The following is a 22,153-nucleotide window of genomic DNA, read 5'->3' as shown; positions in this document are numbered from 1 at the left end:
TGATGTCGGCAACCCGCCGACGCGCAAGGAGCCAAGCCCATGCCCCAGCTGCCTGAATCACACCCGATCAACCTCGCCCTGCAGGGTGGCGGTGCGCATGGCGCCTTCACCTGGGGCGTGCTCGATGCCCTGCTCGAAGACACCCGCTTCACTTTCGAGGGCGTCAGCGGCACCAGCGCCGGCGCCATGAACGCCCTGTGCCTGGCACACGGCCTGATGACCGGCGGCCGCGAAGGTGCCCGCGAAACACTGCGCGCCTTCTGGAGCGGCATTGCCGACCTCGTGCCTTTGCCCACCCCGAGCGGCACCCCGGGGGCCATTTCGCCGGCGCTCAAAATGATGCTGCAGTGGACCAACTATCTGAGTCCGGAGCAGATCAACCCCTTCGACCTGAATCCGCTGCGCGACCTGATCGCCTCCCGCTTCGATTTCGAACGCCTGCGCCGCGACAGCCCGGTCAAGCTGTTCATCGCCACCACCCACGCCAATTCCGGCAAGCTGCGCATGTTCGGCAACCGTGAGTTGTCAGCCGACGTGTTTCTCGCCTCGGCCTGCCTGCCCACCATCCACCGTACCATCGTGATCGACGGCGAACCCTACTGGGACGGTGGCTACAGCGCCAATCCGGCCGTCTTCCCGCTGTTCTACGACTGCCGCACGCCGGACATCCTGCTCGTCCTGCTCACCCCGCTGCGTTATGCCGAAACGCCGGAAAGCGCCGAGGACATCCGCACCCGGCTGCGCGAGCTGTCCTTCAACGCGACCTTCCTGCGCGAAATGCGGATGTTTGCCCATTTGCACGAGCACATAACCATGCCCAAGCTACCCGCCTGGCTGCTCGACAAGCTGCCCATCGCCCGCTTCGAGCGCCGGCTGGCCGGGCTGCGCTTCCACGCCATCAGCGCCGAGCACGTTCTGGGCGAAATGCCTTCGGACAGCAAGTTGGCCGTCAGCCATGCCTTCTTCGAAGACCTGTTCGCCGTCGGCCGCGCCCATGCCCGACGCTGGCTGGAACAGCACGGGCCGCAAGTCGGCAAGCAGCCCAGCCTCGACCTGGCCAGCCTCTTTTATTGACCGCCAGCGGGGCGGAGACGGGTAAACTCCCGCCTCATGACCCTCGCCACACCTCGCATCCTCAGCGTCATCCCGCCGATGACGCAGCTGAACACCCCCTACCCGGCCACCGCCTACCTGACCGGTTTCCTGCGCGAGCGCGGCTTTCACGCCGAGCAGACCGATCTGGCGCTGGCCCTTGTGCTCGATCTGTTGTCGAAGGAAGGGCTGCCCAAGCTCAAGGCAGCGGCCGAGGCCATTCCGCCCAAAAAGCGTTCGCCGACGCTGAAGACCTTTCTCAACCAGTTCGACCGCTACCTGGCCGCCATCGGCCCGGCCATCGCCATGCTCCAGGGGCGCGACGGTTCAATCGCCCACCGCATCTGCTCACGGGCCTTCCTGCCCGAGGGGCCACGCTTCGCGGCGCTCGACAACTACGCCGACGACGAAGGCGGCGATCCGCTGGCCTGGGCCTTCGGCGCCCTTGGCGTCCAGGACCGGGCGCGACACCTCGCCACCCTGTTTCTCAACGACCTGGCCGACGTACTGCGCGAAGCCGTCGACACCCGCTTCGAGTTCGTCCGCTACGGCGAATCGCTGGCCCAGAGCCAGGCCAGCTTCAACCCGCTGGCCACCGCGCTGGCCGCCCCGCCAACGCTGGTCGACACCACGCTGGAAAAACTGACGCTGCAGGCCATCGAACACAGCCGGCCCGACGTCGTGCTGCTCTCCGTCCCCTTCCCCGGCTCGGTCTATGCCGCCTTCCGCATCGCCAAGACGATCAAGGCGCACTTCCCGGCCATCGTCACCGTGCTCGGCGGCGGCTACGTTAATACCGAATTGCGCGAACTGGCCGAACCGCGCGTCTTCGACTATTTCGACTACGTGACGCTCGACGACGGCGAAAAGCCCTTGCTCGCGCTGTTCGAATATTTAGCCGGCAAGCGCCCGCGGCTCAATCTGGTGCGTACCTTCGCCCGGGTCGATGGCGCCGTGCGTTACTTCAACTGCGGCGAAATCGACATCCCGTTCGAAGAAGTCGGAACCCCAACCTGGGACGGCCTGCCGCTCGACCGCTACCTGTCGCTGCTCGACATGCTCAACCCCATGCACCGCCTGTGGTCGGACGGGCACTGGAACAAGCTGACCGTCGCCCACGGCTGCTACTGGAAGAAATGCAGCTTCTGCGACGTCAGCCTCGACTATATCGGCCGCTACGATGCGGCCAGCGCCAAAACGCTGGTCGACCGCATCGAGCGCATCGTCGAGGAAACCGGCCACACTGGCTTCCATTTCGTCGACGAAGCCGCGCCGCCCAAGGGCCTGCGCGCCATGGCCGAGGAGTTGCAACGGCGCAACCTGGCCATCTCCTGGTGGGGCAACATCCGCTTCGAAAAATCCTTCACGCCGGAACTCTGCCTGCAACTGGCCGACAGCGGCTGCATCGCCGTCTCCGGCGGGCTGGAAGTCGCTTCCGACCGTCTGCTGACATTGATGAAGAAAGGCGTCTCGGTCGACCAGGTGGCCCGCGTCACCCGCGCTTTCACTGATGCTGGCATCCTGGTGCATGCCTACCTGATGTACGGTTTTCCGACGCAGACCATACACGACACGGTCGATGCGCTCGAATACGTCCGCCAGCTATTCGCCGAAAACTGCATCCAGTCCGGCTTTTTCCATCGTTTCGCGTGCACCGTGCATTCGCCGGTCGGCAAGAACCCCGAGGAATACGGCATCAAGCTGCAACCGCTGCCACCGGGCAAATTCGCCAAGAACGACGTGCATTTCATCGATCCCACCGGCGTCGACCACGACCGCCTGGGCAAGGCGCTGAACAAGGCGCTGTACAACTACATGCACGGCATCTGCCTCGATCAGGATGTGCGCAGCTGGTTCGACGACCGCGTCCCCAAGCCGCGCGTCGGCCGCAACTTCATCGCCAAGGCGCTCGGCGCCCACTACGGCTAAGTCCATGCGCATTCGCGATGACACCCCGCCAACCCCGCGCGGCCTGCGCGTGGCGCTGCTATTCGCCCTCGCCGCCCAGCGCTTGAGCGATTTTTACGAGCACGGGCAATGGCTGACCGAGGCGCAAGGCGCCACGCTGGCCGCCGACTGGCTGGCGCGCTCGAAAAATGCCCTGCCGCTCAACGAGCGCCGCCACATTTCAGCCCTCAGCGACCAGTTGGCACGCCAGATCGCCAGCAGCCTTTCCCGCGAAGCTGGGCTGTTCGCCGCGCATGAAATGACGGAAGCCCTCGACCCAAACTACCATTCGGAATTCGCCCAGACCATCCTCGCCGAATGCGAAAAGCTGCTCGCCGGCGATCCGGCCAGCTGAGCGCCCTGCCACCGGTTCAGGCTGAATCAGAAAGGCCGCCCGAAAAAAGACCCGCAGCGAGCGGGTCTTTCCCAGGCTCCGGTTACCCGGAAAACGAGCCTTACAGCAGTTCGGCCGGAATGTTGCCGCCATTGGCGGCCAGTTTCTGCAGAACCGTCTTGTGCAGCCAGATGTTCATCTGCGCGGAATCGCTCATCTTCTCAGCCGGGCAACCCAACTCGCCTGCCAGTTCCTTACGGGAAGCCAGGCTGCTGTCCAGGCCCAGCAACTTGAGCAGATCCACGATCGACACCTTCCAGTTCAACTTCTCGGGGTGGGTGCCCGCCAGAGACTCCATTTTCGCCATGACATCGACCACGCTGATCGCCACCGGAGCGGCCGGCGCAGCGGCCTGGCTTGCGCCTGCCGGTGCGGCCTCAACAGCGGCCGCCTTGTCTTCCCCACCAAAACCCAGCTTTGCCAGAATGCTACTGAAGATTCCCATATCGACTCCTGTCGGTGAATGTCGCGCAGCGACACGATGAATGAATATCGATGGTAGCCGGCCCATGTTGCCAAGAGTGTGAATATTCTTTAAACGATTTTTACAAAACCTGCGAAATACTGTTTTCCCGGCGCCCCGCCTGCCCTTGCCGAACAACGCCCCGGCTAGCCAGCCATGGCACTCTGCGCTACAGTCAGCCGCCTCACGCGCCCATCTGCACACGCCCCTCTGCCTTGAACCCGCTTCCAACGCTCCTGCTGGCCGCATTCCTTGCCCTTCCGGCTCCCGCTTTTGCCCTCAGCGATGCGCCGCTCCGGGTTCTTTCGTCGTACATCGACAGCAACGCCAATTGCTCCGAGCAGATCGCCGACTGGAACCGCAAGAACGGCAAACGGGCGATCGCCGGCGAGATAAGCCGCGAGTTCTACTATCGCGTGCTGGGTTTTCTTGATTGGGGAGCCTGTGGTCGGCCGTACTTCAAGCCGATATTCATCGAATTGCAAAAGGCTTGGACGATCTATTCGAATCGGCGAGTCACGGAGGCGGAATACACCGCCAAGGAAGCCGAGTTGATCAACCTGCTGTTTTCCGCCCTGCAAGCCGGTGATGCCGGTGAAGCAATGGTCAGGCGCTACGAGCAGACCATTGCCGCGAAGCTGATCCGTCTGGAACCAGAACGCCAGTTCTTCAATTGCACCTATTTTGGCGACCAGCCGAAATGTACCGACTAAACGGCACGACAATCCCTGCCGACGGGCGGCAGCCGTGATAAATTCGCCCCCGACCAGAAATTGATCCCCCAGCCAGCAATGAACGACCAATTCGACCTTTTTTCCTCCGAGGCCAAGCTGAAAGCAGAAGAGCAGCAATCCGCCACAGTGGAAACCCCCGTACAGCCCCTTGCCGACTCTGCAGCTGAGCTCACAGCCGCCCCGATAGAGCCGACCGGCGAAGACGACATCCTGTCCGGCGACGAACCGCCGGAACTCCCCCCCGCCGCGACCGGCCCGGCCGACGACATTCCGCCGCCCGCCGACTACGCCGCCCGCCGCTACCTCGAATACGCGATGAGCGTCGTCACCGGCCGCGCCCTGCCCTCGGTAGCCGATGGCCAGAAGCCGGTGCAGCGCCGCATTCTGTACGCCATGCACCGCATGGGCCTGTACAAGAGTCCCAAACATGTGAAGTCGGCCCGTGTCGTCGGCGACGTGATCGGTAAATACCACCCGCACGGCGATTCGTCGGTGTACGACGCCATGGTCCGCATGGCGCAGGACTGGAGCCTGCGCTACCCCATCGTCGACGGCCAGGGCAACTTCGGCTCGCGCGACGGCGACAACGCGGCCGCCATGCGGTACACCGAAGCCCGCCTGACACCCATCGCCGAACTGCTGCTGTCCGAACTCGACGAAGGCACGGTGGACTGGAAGCCGAACTACGACGGCGTCAACGACGAGCCCTGCCTGCTCCCCGCCCGCCTGCCCTTCTGCCTGCTCAATGGCGCCTCGGGCATCGCGGTCGGCATGGCCACCGAAATCCCGGCCCACAACCTGCGCGAAGTGGCTCACGCTGCCGTCAGCCTGATCCGCAACCCGGAAACCACCGAGGACGAGGTGCTGGCGATGATCCCCGGCCCCGACTACCCGGGCGGCGCGCAGATCATCTCGTCGGCCGAGGAAATCGCCGCCACCTACCGCAGCGGTCGTGGCAGCCTGCGTGTGCGCGCCAAGTGGAAGATCGAACCGCTGGCCCGCGGCCAGTGGCGCCTGGTCATCACCGAACTGCCGCCGGGCGTTTCGACCGCTACGGTGATGTCGGAAATCGAAGCCTGTTCCAACCCGGTGGCCAAGGAAAAGGCCGGCAAGAAGGTGTTCACGCCGGAACAGCTCAACCTGAAGGCCGCCTTCCTGTCGGCTATTTCGGAATCCGGCGTGCGCGACGAATCGGGCAAGGAGCACGACGTCCGCCTGGTCATCGAGCCGGCCTCGTCGCGCCAGGGCCAGGACGATCTGGTCCGCCTGCTGCTCGCCCACACCAGCCTGGAAACCAACGCCTCGATCAACCTCACCGTGCTCGGTGTCGCCGGCGCCCCGCGCCAGGCTTCGCTGTACTCGACCATTTCGGAGTGGTGCCGCTTCCGGCTGACCACCGTCGAGCGCCGCACGCGGCATCGCCTGAGCGCCGCCGAAAAGCGCATCCATATCCTCGAAGGCCGGCAGGCCATCCTGCTCGACATCGACCGCGTCATCAAGGTCATCCGCGAGTCGGACGATCCCAAGGCCGACCTGATCGCCGCTTTCAAGCTGAGCGAAATCCAGGCCGAGGACATCCTGGAAATCCGCCTGCGCCAGTTGGCCAGACTGGAAGGCATCAAGATCGGTGAGGAACTGGCCAAACTGCGTGAGGAAGCAGCCAGCCTGAACAAGCTGCTCGATTCCGAAGATGCCCTGCGCGCCTGCGTTGCCGCCGAAATCGAAGCCGACGCCAAGAAATACGGCGACGACCGCCGCACGCTGATCGAGGCCGACGCCAAGGTCACGCTGTCCGACACCAAGAGCCTGTCCATCCCCGATGAACCGACCACGCTGATCGTCTCGAAACATGGCTGGTTGCGCTCGCGCTCCGGCCACAACATCGATCCGACCCAGCTCACCTTCCGCTCCGGCGACAGCCTGCTCGCCTGCATTCCGTGCCGCACCGTCGACGCGCTGATCATCCTCGACCATCTCGGCCGCGCCTACTCCATTCCGGCGGCAGACATCCCCGGCGGCAAGGGCGACGGCGTGCCGGCCACGTCACTGGTCGACTTCCAAGACGGCGGCAAGCTGTGCCTGGCGCTGGCCGTTTCCAACGACAAGTTCTATCTGATCGCCGGCGATGGCGGTTATGGTTTCCGTGCCAAGGGCGAGGACTTCCTGTCGCGCGGCAAGGCCGGCAAGGCTTTCCTGACCCTGGGCGACGGGGAATCCCCGGCCATCTTCCAGCTCGCCCCGGCGGCCGGGGAGATAGCCTGTATCACCCGCGACGGCCGAGCCCTGGTCTTCCCCATCGATGAAGTCCGGCAACTCGCCAAGGGCCGGGGCCTCAAACTGATCGATGCCGATCCGGGCAAGACGGCGCTCGAAGAAATCGTACCGGTCGTCGACGGCATTGCCGGCAAGCTGAAGGGCGAGCGACTCGAACTCTGCCGTGGCAACCGCGGCGGCAAAGGCAAGCCGGTCAAGGCTCCGCGCAAATAGTCCTCGCCGGGCACCGTTCATTCGGAACCACGCAAATTGCGGACACAAAAAAGCCGAGGTCAGCCTCGGCTTTTTTACTGCGCCACGACAACCGTCGCGACACAAACTCAGGCGGCAGCTTTCCCGGTATGCATGGCTTCCACTTCCTCATGCTCCCAGGTCTTGATGGCATCGGAGACCACGCGCAATTTTTCGTGCGCGTCGGGTTGGTGATGATGCTCTTCGGCAAAATGCTCGATGGCCTCGTGGATGGCCTCCGCCTTCGTGTGGGCGTGATGATGTTCGGACATGCTGTTTCCCCTTACTGTTTTAGCAAAGAAAAAGCCCTTGCGAACAAGGGCTTTGATCTTTCGCGTATCAACTCCGGCGACTTCCGGCAGCCTTAGGCAGCCTTCTTGCCCTTGGCCGGAACGGCGACGACGTTGGCAGCCTTCAGCGTGGCGCTGGTAGCGGCGGCAACGCTGGCTTCGGCGACTTCGGCAGCCTGCTTGGCAGCCTTGTTCAGGCCTTCGTAGGCTTCGTTGGCGGTCTTGATGGCGGTCTTGACGGCAGCGACGGCCACTTCGGAACCAGCCGGAGCGGATTCGAGCGCCTTTTCAACCAGGCCGGAAACCTTGGCGTTGGTTTCAGCAACGTGCGATTCGACTTCCTTGGCAATCTTGTCCTTGGTTTCGGACGCGATGGCGATCACGTTGCGGGAGTATTCCATGCCCTTTTCCAGCGACGGAGCCGACAGTTCCTTGTGGATGGAAACGAAGGACTGGACATCCTTGGCGCCCAGCAGCGTGGTTACGTTGGCCAGGGAGGCTTCGAAAACGGAACGGGCGGCGGCCAGGTTCAACAGGGCCAGGCGCTCGATACCGTCGAACGTGGTGTTGGCAAAAAACAGGGCGAAATTGAAACCGGACTTGGCGAAATCTTCGGGTTTGGTGAACATGGCGCTTCTCCTGGAGTTGGGGTGATTTTGTTACCACGGCCATTTATGTTGCACCGCAGCATGACCCAATTCTAACCAGCAGAGAACGAATGTCAACAATTTTGTGCAGCGCAACAAATATTTAACAAAGCGCTGAAAACCCGTTTACGCTTGGGGAACCAAACCATCCAGCCCCATCTGTCCGATGATCCTGCTCATCGCATCCGCGGCGCCGAGCGGCAGGTAATAATCCACCATATTGCTCAACTGGGTACGTGCCGGATTGATCTCGACCGTCGGGATGCCGCTACTGGCAGCGAAAACCACCGGCTGCACGATGTAAGGAAAGATGCTCGAAGTACCGATACTGAAAACGATATCGAACCCCTCCTGAAAGGCATCGATGAATCGGTCGAGTTCGTCCTCGGGCAACGCTTCGCCAAACAGCACGACCTTGGGGCGCAGCACGCCGCCGCAGGAGGGGCAGCACGGCGGCACCTCCCGTCGACTCATGTCACCGGCCATCTCCTCGTGCTCGCAAATCGTGCAGGCCAGTTCCTGAAGGTTGCCGTGAATTTCGACGATATCGGTGCTGCCAGCGGCACGATGCAGGCCGTCGACGTTCTGGGTAAACACCATGGCGCGTTCCAGATAACGTTCGAGCAGGGCAATCGCCCGATGGGCCGCGTTGGGCCTGGCACCACGACAATTTTCCTCGATCTGGATCAGGTATTTCCAGGTGATATCCGGGCGTACGGAAAACACTTCGCCAGATAGTGCCTCCTCGATGCGTAGCCCCTCGTCGGTCACCTCGCTATCGTAGAGCCCCCCGACCCCGCGGTAGGTCGGCAAACCGGAATCGGCGGAAATACCTGCCCCGGTAATGAATAAGGCACGCCTGGCACCTTCGAGATGTCGCGCAATGGCCGAAATGTCGGCCTCGATACGGGTCTCGTCAGTCATTTTCCGATATGCGCCTTACTGGATCAGGAATTTGGTGAACAGGACTTCCTTGACGCCCGTTTTCCGTTCTTCATGGATGATGTGGTTGCTCAAATCGATGATTTCCTCGACCAACTCCTTCTTGCCTTCCAGCGTACGCAGACGCCCTTCGTTCTTGCCGGACATCAGCAAAATGATTTCATGCTGGATCTTGGGCTTGTAGAGCAGCAATTCATGCATGGCCTCCGGTGTTCCTGTCTCGAATACAAGGCCGAACTGGACGTAGGCTTTGTCGCCCAGGTTGAAGGTAAAGACCATCGGTTCCGGAGCACCGCCGCCCCCATCCGATGCCCACGCCATGGGAGACCCCAGGCCGAGGAGAATGACGCCCAGCGCCAGAAGTGTCTTGTGTATCCGGATCATCATGGGAAGGAATACCTCGAATTCAAGTACGTTCTTGCTGTTCGAAACGCCGTTTATACCTTCTGAAGGTGAAAATTGCCATCGGAACGCCTCACAGTCCCTGAGGCTCCAGTTTCAGCCACACGGTAAAGCTGGCTCCCTTGCCCGACGCGCTGTGGGCAGTGATCCGTCCGCCATAGCGTTCGACCAGCGCCTGGCTGACCCACAGCCCAAGGCCGTTTCCGCCAGGCTTCTTGGCAGTGAAGAAAGGCTTGAATAGGCGAGCCAGGTCAGCTTCGCTGATTCCCGGACCGGAATCGGAAACGATCAGCCGGATGCCGAGCGGCATGTCGGCCTCGTCCCAATCCTCGACGCAGATCTTCAGTACGCCGCCGTTCGGCATGGCCTGGATGGCGTTGACGAAAAGATTGATCACAACCTGCTGCAACTCGTTCTTGTTGCAGACGATGCGCCGTGTCGAATCGATGTGCTGTTCGATCGCTATGTCGCCCTTGTTGAGCAGATGGCGGACCAGCAGCAAGCAATCCTGAAGCAGCAACGATGTATCGACCGGCTCCAGATAGCCCACGTAATCCTGCGGGCGGGCGAATTGCAGCAGTTTGGCGACAATCAGCCGGATACGCTGGACCTGCTCGTGGATCAGTTTGATTTCGTGCGCCACCGGTTCGGTGCGTGGACCGAGGACATCGCGCAGCACATCGAGGTTACCCTGGACGACGGCGATCGGATTGTTGATCTCGTGTGCCACGCCTGCTGTCAATTGGCCGATGGCCGCCAGCTTTTCGTTCATCACCAGCTGCGACTGGGCCGCCTTGAGATCCGCCACGGCCCGTTCCAACTCGGCCGTCCGCTCGGCGACCTTGACGTCGAGCGAATCGCCCCAGCGTTTCAAGGAGCCGGCCTGCGCCTGCAATTGATCGAGCAGACGATCAAAGTGGGCCGCCATGGCGCCCAGTTCGTCAGCACTCTCCACATTGCCGACCCGTGCATCGTGATCACCCTGCTCAATGGCCGTCATCGTCGCGTGCATGCGCTCGATGGGCTTGAAGACACGCCGCGCCGAAATCACGGCAAACGCGCCGGCCAGCACCATGGCCAACACGAAAAACACGGCTACGGCAGCGAATGCATGCCAGCGTGCCTTGGCGAATGGCTCCTCTAGAAAACCGACATACAGCATGCCGATACGCTGCTGCCGGCCGTCGAGCAGCGGCTCGTAGGCCGAGACATACCAGTCGCTGACCACGAAGGCACGATCCAGCCAGGTTCGCCCCTTGTCGAGGACTGCTTCGCGAACCGCAGCCGACACGCGCGTACCGATGGCCCGGGTATCGCCGAACAGGCGCACATTGGTTGCCACGCGCACATCGCCGAGGAACAGCGTCGCCGTGCCGGCGCTTCCGAAGGGCAAGGCCCCGTCCGGATAGACGATGGCATTCAGGTTATCGATGAAATCGAGATTCTTGTTGAGCAGCACGCCGCCCTCCAACACGCCGACCAGGCGCCCGGAAGCATCGAATACCGGCGCCGCCGAATGAATGACGATGCCGCGATCCTCGGTCTCGCGACTATCGGGCTTGGCGTTGGCCGTCTTGACGATCGGGGTTTTCGCAAAGACAGCCAGTCCCGTTCCGATCGCCGCCAGTTGCTCCGCCGAAAACACTTCGGTCACCGTGCGTTCGCTTCCCGCCAATGCCGATGCGACGACCGACCACTGCCCGGCAAGCAATCGCCCCCCTTCAACATCCATGAAGCGCAGGAAATCGAGCTTGCGTTCCCCCTGCATGGCGGCGAGCGTCTCGGCCACAACCGGTGCCGGCGAGCCGGCATGGCGCCCCAATACCCGCAGCAACCGATCCGAACTGGCCAGGCTGCTGACCGAGCGTCCGACCCCTTCGGTCACCCGTTCGTAGTAACCGTGCGCAACCGCCAGGTCGCTGCGCACCTTGGTGACCAGAAGCTGATCGAAGTAGCTGCCGCCCCAATAGGCCAGCGCCGCCATGATCAACGGCAGGACGACCCCGAGCGGCACCAGCGCCAACAGCAGCAGGCGCGCCCGGATCGACCGGTCGGGATGAAAGATCAGAGGCCCCAGGCCTGACACTTGCGATCCATGGTCTTGCGGGAAATATCCAGCCGTCGGCTGGCTTCCGACTTGTTGCCGTCGCAGGCGGCCAACACGGCGAGGATGTGTCGTTTCTCCACGGCCTCCAAGGTTTCGTCGTTACCAACCGGGACGTTAATCACGTTGTTTGCTTCCGCTTCCTGACCGATGTCGAACCAGCCGAGAATCAGCGAGCGCTCAACCAGATTACGCAACTCGCGGACGTTGCCCGGCCAGTCGTAGTCCGCCATGCGGGCCAGCGTGCGCGGATCGAGCGCCAAGGGAGGGACCCCCAGGTTCGGCGCCAGCAGGCCGGTGAAGTGCCCAACCAGCAGGGAAATGTCTTCCGGGCGCTCGCGTAGCGGCGGCAGGGTCACCTCGAGAACCTGCAGGCGATAGTAGAGATCCTGGCGAAAACGCTGGGCCGCCACTTCGGCTTTCAGGTCCCGGTTGGTCGCTGCGATGACACGCACGTCCACCGCCACCTCCTGTTCCGACCCAACCGGCCGGATGCGCCTCTCCTCCAATACCCGCAGGAGCTTGGCCTGCGCAGCCGGCGGCAACTCCGAAATCTCGTCGAGAAACAGGGTACCGCCGCGGGCGTAGTAAAAAAGGCCCTCGCGGCTCTGCTGGGCGCCGGTGTAGGCACCCTTGATGTGGCCGAACAGTTCGGATTCGATCAGTTCGGCCGAAATGGCCGCGCAATTGACCGGTACGAACGGCCCCTCGGCACGCTTGCTCATGCGGTGCAAGGCACGCGCGGCCACTTCCTTGCCAGTGCCCGACTCGCCGCTGAGCAACACCGTGGCAGGCGTCGGTGCAATGCGTTTCAGGCGGTCACAAACCTTGAGCATGATGTCGGACTGCCCGACAATCCCCTCCACATCGGCAGCATGGGTGCTGACCTCGCGGCGCAGGACGAAATTCTCGCGCGCCAGTTGCGAACGCTCGAAACAGCGCTGGATCGCGTTGAGCGCCTGGGCCAGCGAAAACGGCTTGAGCAGGAAATCCGCCGCGCCGGCACGCAGCGCATCGATAGCCGTGTCGAGATCGGCGTAGGCAGTCATCATCACCACATCGCCAGCAAACCCGTCCTGGCGCAACTCGTGCAGCCAGTCGATACCGGAAACCCCGGGCAAGGCGATATCGAGGACGATCAGGTCATAGCGGTTGCGCCGGAAAAGCGATCGCGCCGCTTCGACGCTGTCGGCACAATCGACCAGCCCGCAGCGCGAACTCAGCGCCCGCTGCAGGAAGCTGAGCATCCCCGGTTCGTCATCGACCACCAGCACCGAATAATGCAACCAGGGTGCCTCGTTCATGCTCGCCAAGCTTTCTTCCATGTCTCCGCCACACATCGTCGTCGTTTTCTCCACCCCGATTCTCGCATGCCTCGCCCTTCGGCGGTTGCGTCACCTTGTCCTGACAAGCGGGTCAAAAAGTCGCATTTCCCACGCTGAGCACGGCCTGTTCGCCCCCCAATCGCCATTCACCGTGCAACTCGCAATGGCCTTGATCTTGCTTTGTCACAAAACGGCTAGAATGCCGGCCTGCGGTCTGCGTACCGCACGTATCAGGTGGCGCCCCGGCGCCTTGTAAGCTGCCGTGATATCCGCACGGCGGCGGTTGTTGTCAAAATCGGAGCTTTACATGAACTTTTCCAGCATGCGCCGCCTGGCGCTGAAGGCTGCGGCCGCTTGCGCCGTCGCATCGACCTTCACCCTCCCCGCCACCGCATCCGACGCCGTCCTGCGCGTCTCAGCCATTCCCGACGAAGCCCCCACCGAACTGCAACGCAAGTTTGCACCACTCGGCAAGTACCTCGAAGCGCAGACCGGCATGAAAGTCGTCTTCACACCGGTTTCCGACTACGCCGCCGTCGTCGAATCGCTGGCCACCAAGAAGATCGAACTCGCCTGGCTGGGCGGATTCACCTTCGTGCAGGCCAAGATCCGTACCAACGGCACGGCCATTCCCATCGTCCAGCGCGAGGAGGACGCCAAGTTCACCTCCAGGTTCATCACCGCCGACCCGGCAATCAAGTCGCTGGCCGACCTGAAGGGCAAGACCTTCGCCTTCGGTGCCCCGTCCTCCACGTCCGGCAGCCTGATGCCGCGCTTCTTCCTGCAGCAGGCCGGCCTCAACCCGGAAAAGGACTTCAAGAACGTCGCCTTCTCCGGCGCCCATGACGCTACCGTCGCCTTCGTCGCCGCCGGCAAGGCCGAGGCCGGCGTGCTCAACGCCTCGGTCTGGGACAAGCTGGTCGAATCCAAGAAGGTCGATACCGACAAGGTACGCGTCTTCGCCACCACCCCGCCCTACTTCGATTACAACTGGACGGTGCGCGGCGACCTCGATCCGGCGCTGGTCAAGAAGCTGACCGATGCCTTCCTCAAGCTTGATCCGGCCAACCCGGAGCACAAGGAAATCCTCGCCCTGCAACGCGCCGCCAAGTTCATCCCGACCAAGAAGGAAAACTACGACGGGATCGAGAAGGCTGCCCACGCGGCCGGCCTGCTCAAGTAAGCGATGAGCTTTTCGCTTGATGGCGTGGGGCTCACCCACGCCAACGGCTTCGCCGCCCTGGCCGATATTTCGCTGAGTGCCGACCGGGGCGAGCGCATCGCCTTGATTGGCCCGTCGGGGGCGGGCAAGACCAGCCTGCTGTCGGTGATCGGCACTGCGCTCGCACCGACGGCCGGGCAAGGGACGGTACTCGATGCCCCCCTTTCCGGGCGAACGCTGCGCGACAGCGACCTGAAACATTTACGCGCCCGCATCGGCACCGTGCATCAGGCCCCGCCCATTCCCGGCCGCCAGCGCGCCGTGACCGCGGTACTGGCCGGCAGGCTGGGACGGTGGCCGGCGTGGAAATCGCTCGCGTCGCTGCTGTACCCGATGGATGCCCCCGGGGCGAAAGCGGCGCTCGAACGTGTCGACCTCGCCGACAAATTGTTCTGCCGCTGCGACCAGTTGTCCGGCGGGCAACTCCAGCGCGTCGGCATTGCCCGCGTGCTTTACCAGCAGCCCGACCTGATCCTGGCCGACGAACCGGTCTCGGCTCTCGACCCGGCCCTGGCCCAGGCGACGATACGCCTCCTGACAGCCGACGCCGAGGCGCGCGGCGCAACACTGATCGCCAGCCTACACGCCGTCGATCTGGCGCTTGGTAATTTCCAGCGCATCGTTGGCGTCAAGGCCGGACGCATTGCCTTCGACCTGCCCAGCGAGCACGTCACCGACCCCCTGCTCCGCGAACTCTATGCCGGCGAAGGCGATGAACTGCCCGTACAGGCCCACGAGCCAGCCTTCATGACCCGACAACAGGCTGCCAACGACGCAGCGACGCGGGCCGCATGCTGCTGACGGCCGATCCTGCCGCCCGCCCGCGCCTGATCGGCGCGCTGACCGCGCTCGTCGTTCTCTGGCCGCTGCTCCAGGCGGCCGAGGTCAAGCCTGGCGCCTTGTTCGATGCCGGCAACCTCAAGGTCATCGGCAATTTCCTGGCCGCCTTCCTGCCACCGGAAACGGGGGCGGAGTTCCTTGGCTACCTCGGCAAGGCGACCGTGGAAACGCTCGCCATCGCCACCGCCGGCATGGCGCTCGCCTTTCTGCTCGCGCTACCGCTCGGCTATCTGGCGACAGCCGCCGGGCGCGAAAGGCCGACGCTCAACCCGGTCACGCGCGGCCTGCTTACCGTCTTGCGCGGCATTCCGGAGCTGGTCTGGGCACTGGTCTTCGTGCGCATCTTCGGCCTCGGCCCGGCTGCCGGCGTGCTGGCACTCGGCCTGACCTATGGCGGCATGCTCGCCAAGGTCTATGCCGAAATCCTCGAATCGGTCGATCCGGCGCCGGCCAAGGCATTGCGCCACAGCGGCGCCGGGCGACCGCTCGCCATCCTCTACGGCCTGATCCCGCTCGCCGCCAAGGAACTGGCCTCCTACACCGTATACCGCTGGGAATGCGCCATCCGTGCTTCGGTCGTCATGGGCTTCGTCGGGGCCGGCGGACTCGGCCAGCTGATGGACCAGGCCATGAAGATGCTCAACGGCGGCGAAGCAGCCAGCATCCTGCTCGCCTTCATGGCCCTGGTCTTTGCCGCCGACGGACTGTCGCAATGGCTGCGTCGCGCGCTCGATACGCCGCCGGCCGGCCACCCATTGCCTTTCGGCCCGCGCAGTGCGCTGCTCGCGCTGGCGCTGAGCGCCGGCACAGTCGCCAGCTTCCGCTTCCTGGGCATCGGCTTCGGCGAACTGTTCACCGCCGAAGCCGCGCGCAGCATGGGCGAATTCGTCGCCGGCTTCTTCCCGCCCGACCTCTCGGCCGAGTGGCTACACAAGGTCGGCAAGGGCGTCTGGGAAACCCTGGCCATCTCGGTCGTCGGCACACTGCTTGCCGCCGTGACCGGCCTGCTGCTGGCCCTGCCCAAGCCGCATGCGCCCTTCGCCTTCGTGCTCAACACCCTGCGCTCGGTGCCGGAACTGGTCTGGGCCACCATCACCGCGCTCGCCGTCGGTCTCGGCCCCTTCGCCGGGGCCCTGGCGCTGGCCCTGCATACCGCCGGCGTGCTCGGCCGCCTGTACGCCGAAGCCCTCGACAACGCACCGCCAGCTCCGGCCCGGGCGTTGCGCCTGGCGGGCGCTTCGGCCGGCATGCGCTTCCTCTACGGCACGCTACCCGGCGCCGCGCCGCAACTGATCGCCTATACCCTCTACCGCTGGGAAATGAATATCCGCATGGCCGCCATCCTCGGCTTCGTCGGCGCCGGCGGCCTGGGGCAACTGCTCTACTTCGAACTATCGCTGTTCCACTATGCCCAGGCCAGCACCGTCATCATCGCCATGCTGCTCCTCTCCATCGGCGTCGACCAGGCCAGCACCAGGTTACGACGGCGCCTGCGCTGAGCGAATCCTCGCCCTCGCGAACAGACCGGCGTATATTTCGCCCTCCTCGTGCCACCGGCTTGCAAAACCGGTGGCGAAAACCGTTTTATCGCCGTAGAAACATGCCGCTACCGACCTTCGACATCGCCCAGTACCCCGCCCTGCTCGCCGCCAAGGCAGCCGGATTCGAACGAAATTTCGCCGAATTCGGGGTCAGCGACACCGCCATCCATGCCTCCGAGCCGCTGCATTACCGCATGCGTGCCGAATTCGGCATCTGGCACGACGGCGACGGCCTCTACTACACGATGTCCGACCCGGACGACCCCAGGCAGAAAATCCGCCTGGAAACCTTCCCGCCGGCAGCCGCAGCCATCTGCACCCTCATGCCGCGCCTGAAGGAGCGCCTGATCCCGAATGAGGCCCTGCGCCGCCGGCTGTTCCAGGTCAATTTCCTCGCCACCCTGAGCGGCGAGCTGATGATCACGCTGATCTACCACCGCCCGCTCGACGCCGCCTGGGAAACGGCGGCCCGCGAACTGGCCGACGAACTCGGCGTGCAGTTGATCGGCCGCAGCCGGGGCCAGAAGATCGTAATCGGCCGCGACTGGCTGCTCGAGGAATTCGAATTCGACGGCCGCCGCCTGAAGTACCAGCAGGTCGAAGGCAGCTTCACCCAACCCAACGGCGAGGTGAATCGCAAGATGCTCGCCTGGGCTTGCCAACAAGCCGCCGGCATCGGCGGCAAGCTGGTCGAGCTCTACTGCGGCAACGGCAACTTCACCCTGGCGCTGGCCCCGCTGTTCGAGCGCGTGCTGGCCACCGAAGTCAGCAAGACCTCGGTACATGCCGCGCAATACAACATCGCCGCCAACGGCGTCGACAACATCGACCTGGTCCGCATGTCGGCCGAAGAATTCAGCGCAGCACTCGCCGGCCGCGAGGCATTCCAGCGCCTGAAGCACATCGACCTCGATGTCTTCCTCCACGCCACGCTGTTCGTCGACCCGCCGCGCGCCGGTCTCGACGATGCCACCGTCGAGCTGGCCCGCAACTTCGACCGCATCCTGTACATCTCCTGCAACCAGGACACGCTACGCAATAATGTCGCCGCGCTGAACGACAGCCACCGCATCGCGGCATCGGCTGTCTTCGACCAGTTTCCCTACACGCACCACCTGGAATGCGGCGTTCTGCTGCAGCGTCGGTAACAAACCGTAACAAGCCTGTCCGGCAAAGTGCATTCGCAGATGCTAAAATAGTCGTCGTAACATTCGGGACTCATGGCTGTGCGCCGCCTTTTCGCCTTAGCGCTCACTATTTTCTTCTCGCTGACCGCCCTCGCGTCGGAAAGCGACGACCAGGCTTCGTTCGTCGACGCCTCGGTTCCGCACGCCGGTGTGACGATTACCCCGATCCCGATGCCGGCGGCAGTCACCGAAGTACTGCCGCCAATCAACCCGACGGCCAAGCTGCGGGCGGCGAAAAAGGCCAAGCAGGCGACCAAGGAAGCCCTGCCGATCACCCTGCTCAGCCGTACCGAACGCCATCAGATGGCGCTGATGGTCGCCAGGCACAAGAACAACGAGGCGCCGGCCCACAGCGCCGGTGACGAGGACGAAGGCCAGTCGCACGACGACGAACACGTGCTGCAGCAGTTCTACAGCCGCCCCAGGGTAATCAAGGACGACAAGCAGGACGACCCGGAAGCCGACCTGCTGGCGATTTCCGACACCGCCCGCATTCGCCTGATGATGGCCCGCCTCAAGGCGGTCGAGGCCCACGTGCTGGCGCAAGTGGACGACGATGGCGAAGCCTTGCCGCAGCGCGTCACCGACCGCTTGAAGGAAGCCCGCGCCAAGGCACTGGAAGTTCACCGCGCCAGGTTCTCCTGAACAACCTGCTCATACGGGCCGGAAGCTTCAGCGCACCAAGCCCGCCAACCGTTTCTCCATTGACCGTGTTCGACGCACCGCAAATTCCATGCAAAAAATCCTGATCATCGTCCATGCCCCTCCCTACGGCAGCGAGCGCTGCCTCTCCGCCCTTCGCCTGGCAACGGCACTGGCCGGCCGCGACGACAAGCCGGAAGTGCGCATCTTCCTGATGTCCGACGCCACGGTACTCGGCCTGCCGAACCAGATCGACGGCGCCAGCAACGGCCTGCAGGGCATGGTCGAGCAACTCGTCGCCCAGGGCGTAGACATCCGCCTCTGCCGCACCTGCGCACTGGCCCGCGGCCTGGGCGAACTGCCGCTGATCCCGGGCACCGCCATCGGCACGCTGGTCGAACTGGCCGAAGCAACCGTTCTGGCCGACAAGGTCATCACTTTCTGACCCCTTCCCGGGCAAGCGCTGCCGCTTGCCCGCCCTCGCCTCGCTTGCGCCGGCCCTACACGAGGTGTAAAACAACCAGTGTGAATGACCGTTCCTTTCGCTAGCCCCCAGCGAAAGCCCCACTCCAGCCCCTTCCGGAAAAAGACGGAACAACCAGCGCGCCGGCAGACCATGAATCCGTCCAACCTCCACTTGTGGAAGCGTTTCTGGGCGCTCGCCACGCCCTACTGGCGACATGAAGAAAAATGGAGGGCCTGGGGGCTAATCATCCTGCTCGTCATCCTGTTGCTCGGGCAAACCCGGTTTGCCGTGCTGTTCAACGAGCAGACTGGCGAATTCACGTCGGCGCTGGCCGCGCAGGACGAAGAACGCTTCTGGAACTCGATCAAGCTCTGCCTCGGCCTGCTCGCCTTCGCCATCCCGATCTATGCCTTCTATTTCTTCGTCCGCGACACGCTGGGCATCTACTGGCGGCGCTGGCTCACCGGACGTTTCCTCGACAGTTACTTCCGCAACCGGCATTTCTATGAACTGAATACCAACGCCGCCATTGACAACCCCGACCAGCGGATGACCGAGGATATCTCCACCTTCACCCAACGCTCGCTCTATTTCCTCCTCATCATCGTCAGTTCGACCTTGCAATTGGTTGCCTTCAGCGCGGTACTGTGGTCAATCTCGCACGAGCTGGTTTACTTCCTCGTCTTCTACGCTACCGCAGGCACCTGCGTGGTCATATTCGTCTTCGGCCAGCGGCTGATGAGCCTCAACTTCAACCAGCTGCGGCGCGAAGCAGATTTTCGCTTCAGCCTCGTCCGCGTTCGCGAAAACGCCGAATCGATCGCCTTTTATCGAGGCGAGACGCTAGAAATCGGCCAGGTCAAACGGCGCTTCGGGGCTGCCTTCAGCAATTTCAAACGCCTGGTCCGGACACAGTTCTGGCTCAACCTGTTCCAGCAGGGTTATTTCCTGTTCACCCTGATCATCCCCAGCGCCATCATTGCCGACAACGTGCTCTCCGGTGAAATGGAAGTGGGACGCGCCGTACAGGCCGCTGGTGCCTTCGCCGCCGTGCTCGGCGCCATCTCGATGATCATCGAAAACTTCGAAGGCCTCAGCCGCTTCGCCGCCGGCATCGACCGCCTCGACATGCTCGCCAAATGCTTGCCACCCGATCCGGCAGACGAACACCCATCCGGCAAGACCATCGAAACCGAAGATGCGCCGCACCTCGATATCGACAACCTGACGCTACTCACCCCCGACGCAGAGCGCGTCCTGATCCAGAACCTGTCGCTCACCGTCAAACCCGGCGAAAGCCTGCTCATCGTCGGCGAGAGCGGCAGCGGCAAAAGCTCTCTGCTGCGTGCCTTAGCCGGGCTGTGGTATGCCGGAACCGGTACCATCCGGCGCCCGGCCCCGGAAGACATGCTGTTCCTCCCCCAGCAGCCCTACATGGTGCTCGGCAGCCTGCGCAGTCAGCTGCTCTATCCGAACGGCAACCTGCCGGTTTCCGACGACGACCTGCTGCGCACCTTGGAGCAGGTTAACCTGCCCAACCTCGCCCACCGCATCGGCGGCCTCGATGTCGAACGCGACTGGCCCAAGCTGCTCTCCGTCGGCGAACAGCAACGACTCGCTTTCGCCCGCCTGCTGCTGACCAAACCGCGCTTCGCCATCCTCGACGAAGCCACCAGCGCCCTCGACATCGCTAACGAAACCAGCCTCTACAGCCAGTTGCTCGACACGCAGACCACTGTGATCAGCGTCGGTCACCGCACCACCATCCTCAAGTTCCACACCCAGGTGCTCGAACTCGATGGCTGCAGCGCCTGGCGGACCGTGCCGGCCACCGATTACCGTTTCGAGCATTAGCGCGTGGTCGGCGGGGTAAAATCGCCCTTTCGCATTCTCCCCAACCGCCATGACCTTCTCCCAGCTCGGCCTTTCCGCGCCGCTCATCCAGGCCCTTGACACGCTAGGCTACAAGGAGCCGACGCCCGTCCAGGCCCAGGCCATCCCTGCCGTGCTGGCCGGCCGCGACCTGATGGCTGCGGCGCAGACCGGCACCGGCAAGACCGCTGGCTTTGCCTTGCCCCTGCTGCAACGCCTGAGCGAAAGCGAGGACAGCGTCGCCAGCAACAGCATCCGCGTCCTGGTGCTGGTCCCGACGCGCGAGCTGGCCGAACAGGTCATGAGCAGTTTCCGCCAGTATGGCGAACACCTCGCCGTCAGCAGCTACGCAGCCTACGGCGGCGTCAGCCTCAACCCGCAGATGATGCGCATGCGGCGCGGCGTCGACATCCTTGTCGCCACGCCCGGCCGGCTGATCGACCTGTTCACCAAGAACGCCGTCAAGCTCCGTCAGGTGCAGACGCTGGTGCTCGATGAAGCCGACCGCATGCTCGACCTCGGTTTCGCCAACGACCTCGACATCGTTTTCCAGGCCCTGCCCAAGAAGCGCCAGACCTTGCTCTTCTCGGCCACCTTCTCCGACGAAATCCGCAGCATGGCCAAGGCCCGCCTGCGCGACCCGCTGTCCATCGAAGTCAGCCCGCGCAACACCGCCGCCAAGACGGTCAAGCAGTGGGTCGTGCCCTGCGACAAGAAGCGCAAGACCGACCTCTTCCTGTTCATGCGCAAGGACCGGGGCTGGGGGCAGGTTCTGGTTTTCGTGAAGACAAAGAAAGGCTGTGACGAACTGGTCGGCCGCCTGCAGGCTAAGAAGATTGCCGTCGACACCATCCACGGCGACCGCCCGCAAGCCTCGCGCCTCAAGGCGCTGGAAGCCTTCAAGGCCGGCGAGGTGGAAATCCTCGTCGCCACCGACGTTGCCGCACGTGGCCTCGACATCGACGACCTGCCGCAGGTGGTCAATTACGACCTGCCCATCGTCGCCGAAGACTACATCCACCGTATCGGCCGCACCGGCCGCGCGGGGGCATCGGGTGAAGCGATCTCGCTCGTCTGCGCCGACGAAGCGCCACTGCTTGGGGCCATCGAAACCCTGCTCAAGACCAGCCTGAGCCGCGATGAGGAACCCGGCTTCGAACCCACCCACCGCGTTCCCGCCACCGGCCCTGCCGCCACTGCGCCGAAACCGAAAAAACCCAAGGTGGCCGGTGGCCGTGCGGGCAAGGGGGCGCCAAGCAACTGGGTCGGTTTCGACGACTTTCCGGACAAACCTCCCCGCCGCCCCGGCCCACGCCCCACTGGCGGCCCGCGCAAGGGATCTGCCAAGCCGCGTGGTAGATAACCGATCCTTTTTCTCCATGGCTAACCTCGGACGTATGAGGTCAAGAAACGGCTATTGCGGCAGGGAGTCGATGGAACGTTCCGCGTCCCGAATCACCTTTCTTGCCGCCGTGGCGGCCAAACCGCACGTTCCGGTGAGCGGTATGCCAGCACAACCCACCCGATGTGGCGCATCA

General features: G+C 63.5%; 20 protein-coding genes. 13 read left to right on the top strand and 7 right to left on the bottom strand.

Translation table 11 applies throughout. The features are described 5' to 3' along the window. Positions 1-39: 39 nt before the first annotated feature. From AB6Q56_RS06115 to AB6Q56_RS06105, 3 genes are read left to right on the top strand one after another with little or no spacing between them, the layout of a single operon-like run. On the top strand, positions 40-1,074 hold the full coding sequence (locus AB6Q56_RS06115; RefSeq protein WP_434516206.1) for a patatin-like phospholipase family protein: 1,035 nt from the start codon (positions 40-42) through the stop codon (positions 1,072-1,074). A 36-nt stretch (positions 1,075-1,110) separates the two neighbouring features. Next, a complete protein-coding gene (locus AB6Q56_RS06110; RefSeq protein WP_434516205.1) occupies positions 1,111-3,021 on the top strand; it encodes a B12-binding domain-containing radical SAM protein in 1,911 nt (636 codons plus the stop codon). Positions 3,022-3,025: 4 nt separating this feature from the next. Beyond that, entirely contained in the window at positions 3,026-3,394 is a 369-nt protein-coding gene (locus AB6Q56_RS06105; protein ID WP_434516204.1) for a hypothetical protein, read from the top strand. A gap of 100 nt (positions 3,395-3,494) precedes the next feature. On the opposite strand, the gene AB6Q56_RS06100 is transcribed toward AB6Q56_RS06105, so the two are convergent. Further along, the gene (locus AB6Q56_RS06100; RefSeq protein ID WP_434516203.1) at positions 3,495-3,878 is read right to left on the bottom strand and encodes a DUF3597 domain-containing protein; all 384 of its coding nucleotides are present in this window, start codon (positions 3,876-3,878) and stop codon (positions 3,495-3,497) included. A 233-nt stretch (positions 3,879-4,111) separates the two neighbouring features. Between AB6Q56_RS06100 and AB6Q56_RS06095 the strand changes: the two genes are divergently transcribed. Both AB6Q56_RS06095 and parC read left to right on the top strand, forming a co-directional pair. Continuing rightward, on the top strand, positions 4,112-4,609 hold the full coding sequence (locus AB6Q56_RS06095) for a hypothetical protein (RefSeq protein ID WP_434516202.1): 498 nt from the start codon (positions 4,112-4,114) through the stop codon (positions 4,607-4,609). A 78-nt stretch (positions 4,610-4,687) separates the two neighbouring features. Further along, positions 4,688-7,117, top strand: a complete 2,430-nt coding sequence (parC, locus tag AB6Q56_RS06090; RefSeq protein ID WP_434516201.1) for a DNA topoisomerase IV subunit A — start codon at positions 4,688-4,690, stop codon at positions 7,115-7,117. A 107-nt stretch (positions 7,118-7,224) separates the two neighbouring features. On the opposite strand, the gene AB6Q56_RS06085 is transcribed toward parC, so the two are convergent. The 6 genes from AB6Q56_RS06085 to AB6Q56_RS06060 form a co-directional block, all read right to left on the bottom strand. Beyond that, positions 7,225-7,407, bottom strand: coding sequence for a hypothetical protein (locus AB6Q56_RS06085; protein WP_434516200.1), 183 nt, complete (start codon positions 7,405-7,407; stop codon positions 7,225-7,227). Between the two features lie 92 nt (positions 7,408-7,499). Continuing rightward, entirely contained in the window at positions 7,500-8,054 is a 555-nt protein-coding gene (locus tag AB6Q56_RS06080; RefSeq protein ID WP_434516199.1) for a phasin family protein, read from the bottom strand. Between the two features lie 144 nt (positions 8,055-8,198). Then, a complete protein-coding gene (locus tag AB6Q56_RS06075; RefSeq protein ID WP_434516198.1) occupies positions 8,199-8,996 on the bottom strand; it encodes an NAD-dependent deacylase in 798 nt (265 codons plus the stop codon). Between the two features lie 15 nt (positions 8,997-9,011). After that, on the bottom strand, positions 9,012-9,401 hold the full coding sequence (locus tag AB6Q56_RS06070) for a flagellar basal body-associated FliL family protein (RefSeq protein WP_434516197.1): 390 nt from the start codon (positions 9,399-9,401) through the stop codon (positions 9,012-9,014). Between the two features lie 88 nt (positions 9,402-9,489). After that, positions 9,490-11,502 (bottom strand): sensor histidine kinase, encoded by a 2,013-nt coding sequence (locus tag AB6Q56_RS06065; RefSeq protein WP_434516196.1) that lies wholly within the window; start codon positions 11,500-11,502, stop codon positions 9,490-9,492. Then, entirely contained in the window at positions 11,481-12,845 is a 1,365-nt protein-coding gene (locus AB6Q56_RS06060; protein WP_434516195.1) for a sigma-54-dependent transcriptional regulator, read from the bottom strand. The genes AB6Q56_RS06065 and AB6Q56_RS06060 overlap by 22 nt, the downstream gene beginning before the upstream one ends. 307 nt (positions 12,846-13,152) lie before the next feature. Between AB6Q56_RS06060 and AB6Q56_RS06055 the strand changes: the two genes are divergently transcribed. The 8 genes from AB6Q56_RS06055 to AB6Q56_RS06020 all read left to right on the top strand — a co-directional run bounded on the left by AB6Q56_RS06055 (position 13,153) and on the right by AB6Q56_RS06020 (position 21,978). Next, positions 13,153-14,028, top strand: coding sequence for a putative selenate ABC transporter substrate-binding protein (locus AB6Q56_RS06055; RefSeq protein ID WP_434516194.1), 876 nt, complete (start codon positions 13,153-13,155; stop codon positions 14,026-14,028). Positions 14,029-14,031: 3 nt separating this feature from the next. Further along, positions 14,032-14,868 carry a phosphonate ABC transporter ATP-binding protein gene (locus tag AB6Q56_RS06050; protein WP_434516193.1) on the top strand — a complete coding sequence of 279 codons (837 nt, stop codon included), beginning with the start codon at positions 14,032-14,034 and terminating at the stop codon, positions 14,866-14,868. Beyond that, positions 14,859-16,406 (top strand): phosphonate ABC transporter, permease protein PhnE, encoded by a 1,548-nt coding sequence (gene phnE, locus AB6Q56_RS06045; RefSeq protein ID WP_434516192.1) that lies wholly within the window; start codon positions 14,859-14,861, stop codon positions 16,404-16,406. Before AB6Q56_RS06050 ends, phnE begins: the two co-directional genes overlap by 10 nt. A 101-nt stretch (positions 16,407-16,507) precedes the next feature. Then, positions 16,508-17,596, top strand: coding sequence for a tRNA (uridine(54)-C5)-methyltransferase TrmA (trmA, locus tag AB6Q56_RS06040; RefSeq protein WP_434516191.1), 1,089 nt, complete (start codon positions 16,508-16,510; stop codon positions 17,594-17,596). A 72-nt stretch (positions 17,597-17,668) separates the two neighbouring features. Next, positions 17,669-18,280 carry a hypothetical protein gene (locus AB6Q56_RS06035; RefSeq protein WP_434516190.1) on the top strand — a complete coding sequence of 204 codons (612 nt, stop codon included), beginning with the start codon at positions 17,669-17,671 and terminating at the stop codon, positions 18,278-18,280. 88 nt (positions 18,281-18,368) lie between these two features. Beyond that, on the top strand, positions 18,369-18,722 hold the full coding sequence (locus AB6Q56_RS06030) for a DsrE/DsrF/TusD sulfur relay family protein (RefSeq protein ID WP_434516189.1): 354 nt from the start codon (positions 18,369-18,371) through the stop codon (positions 18,720-18,722). Between the two features lie 171 nt (positions 18,723-18,893). Further along, a complete protein-coding gene (locus tag AB6Q56_RS06025) occupies positions 18,894-20,597 on the top strand; it encodes an ABC transporter ATP-binding protein/permease (RefSeq protein WP_434516188.1) in 1,704 nt (567 codons plus the stop codon). Positions 20,598-20,646: 49 nt separating this feature from the next. Continuing rightward, positions 20,647-21,978, top strand: coding sequence for a DEAD/DEAH box helicase (locus tag AB6Q56_RS06020; protein ID WP_434516187.1), 1,332 nt, complete (start codon positions 20,647-20,649; stop codon positions 21,976-21,978). The last annotated feature ends 175 nt before the right edge of the window (positions 21,979-22,153 follow it).

Origin of the sequence: Dechloromonas sp. ARDL1, assembly GCF_051122455.1 — a bacterium.
In the GTDB taxonomy this organism is placed as follows: domain Bacteria; phylum Pseudomonadota; class Gammaproteobacteria; order Burkholderiales; family Rhodocyclaceae; genus Azonexus.
The sequence above is the reverse complement of the archived record's forward strand: the minus strand, read 5'-3'. Positions and strand labels throughout refer to the sequence as shown.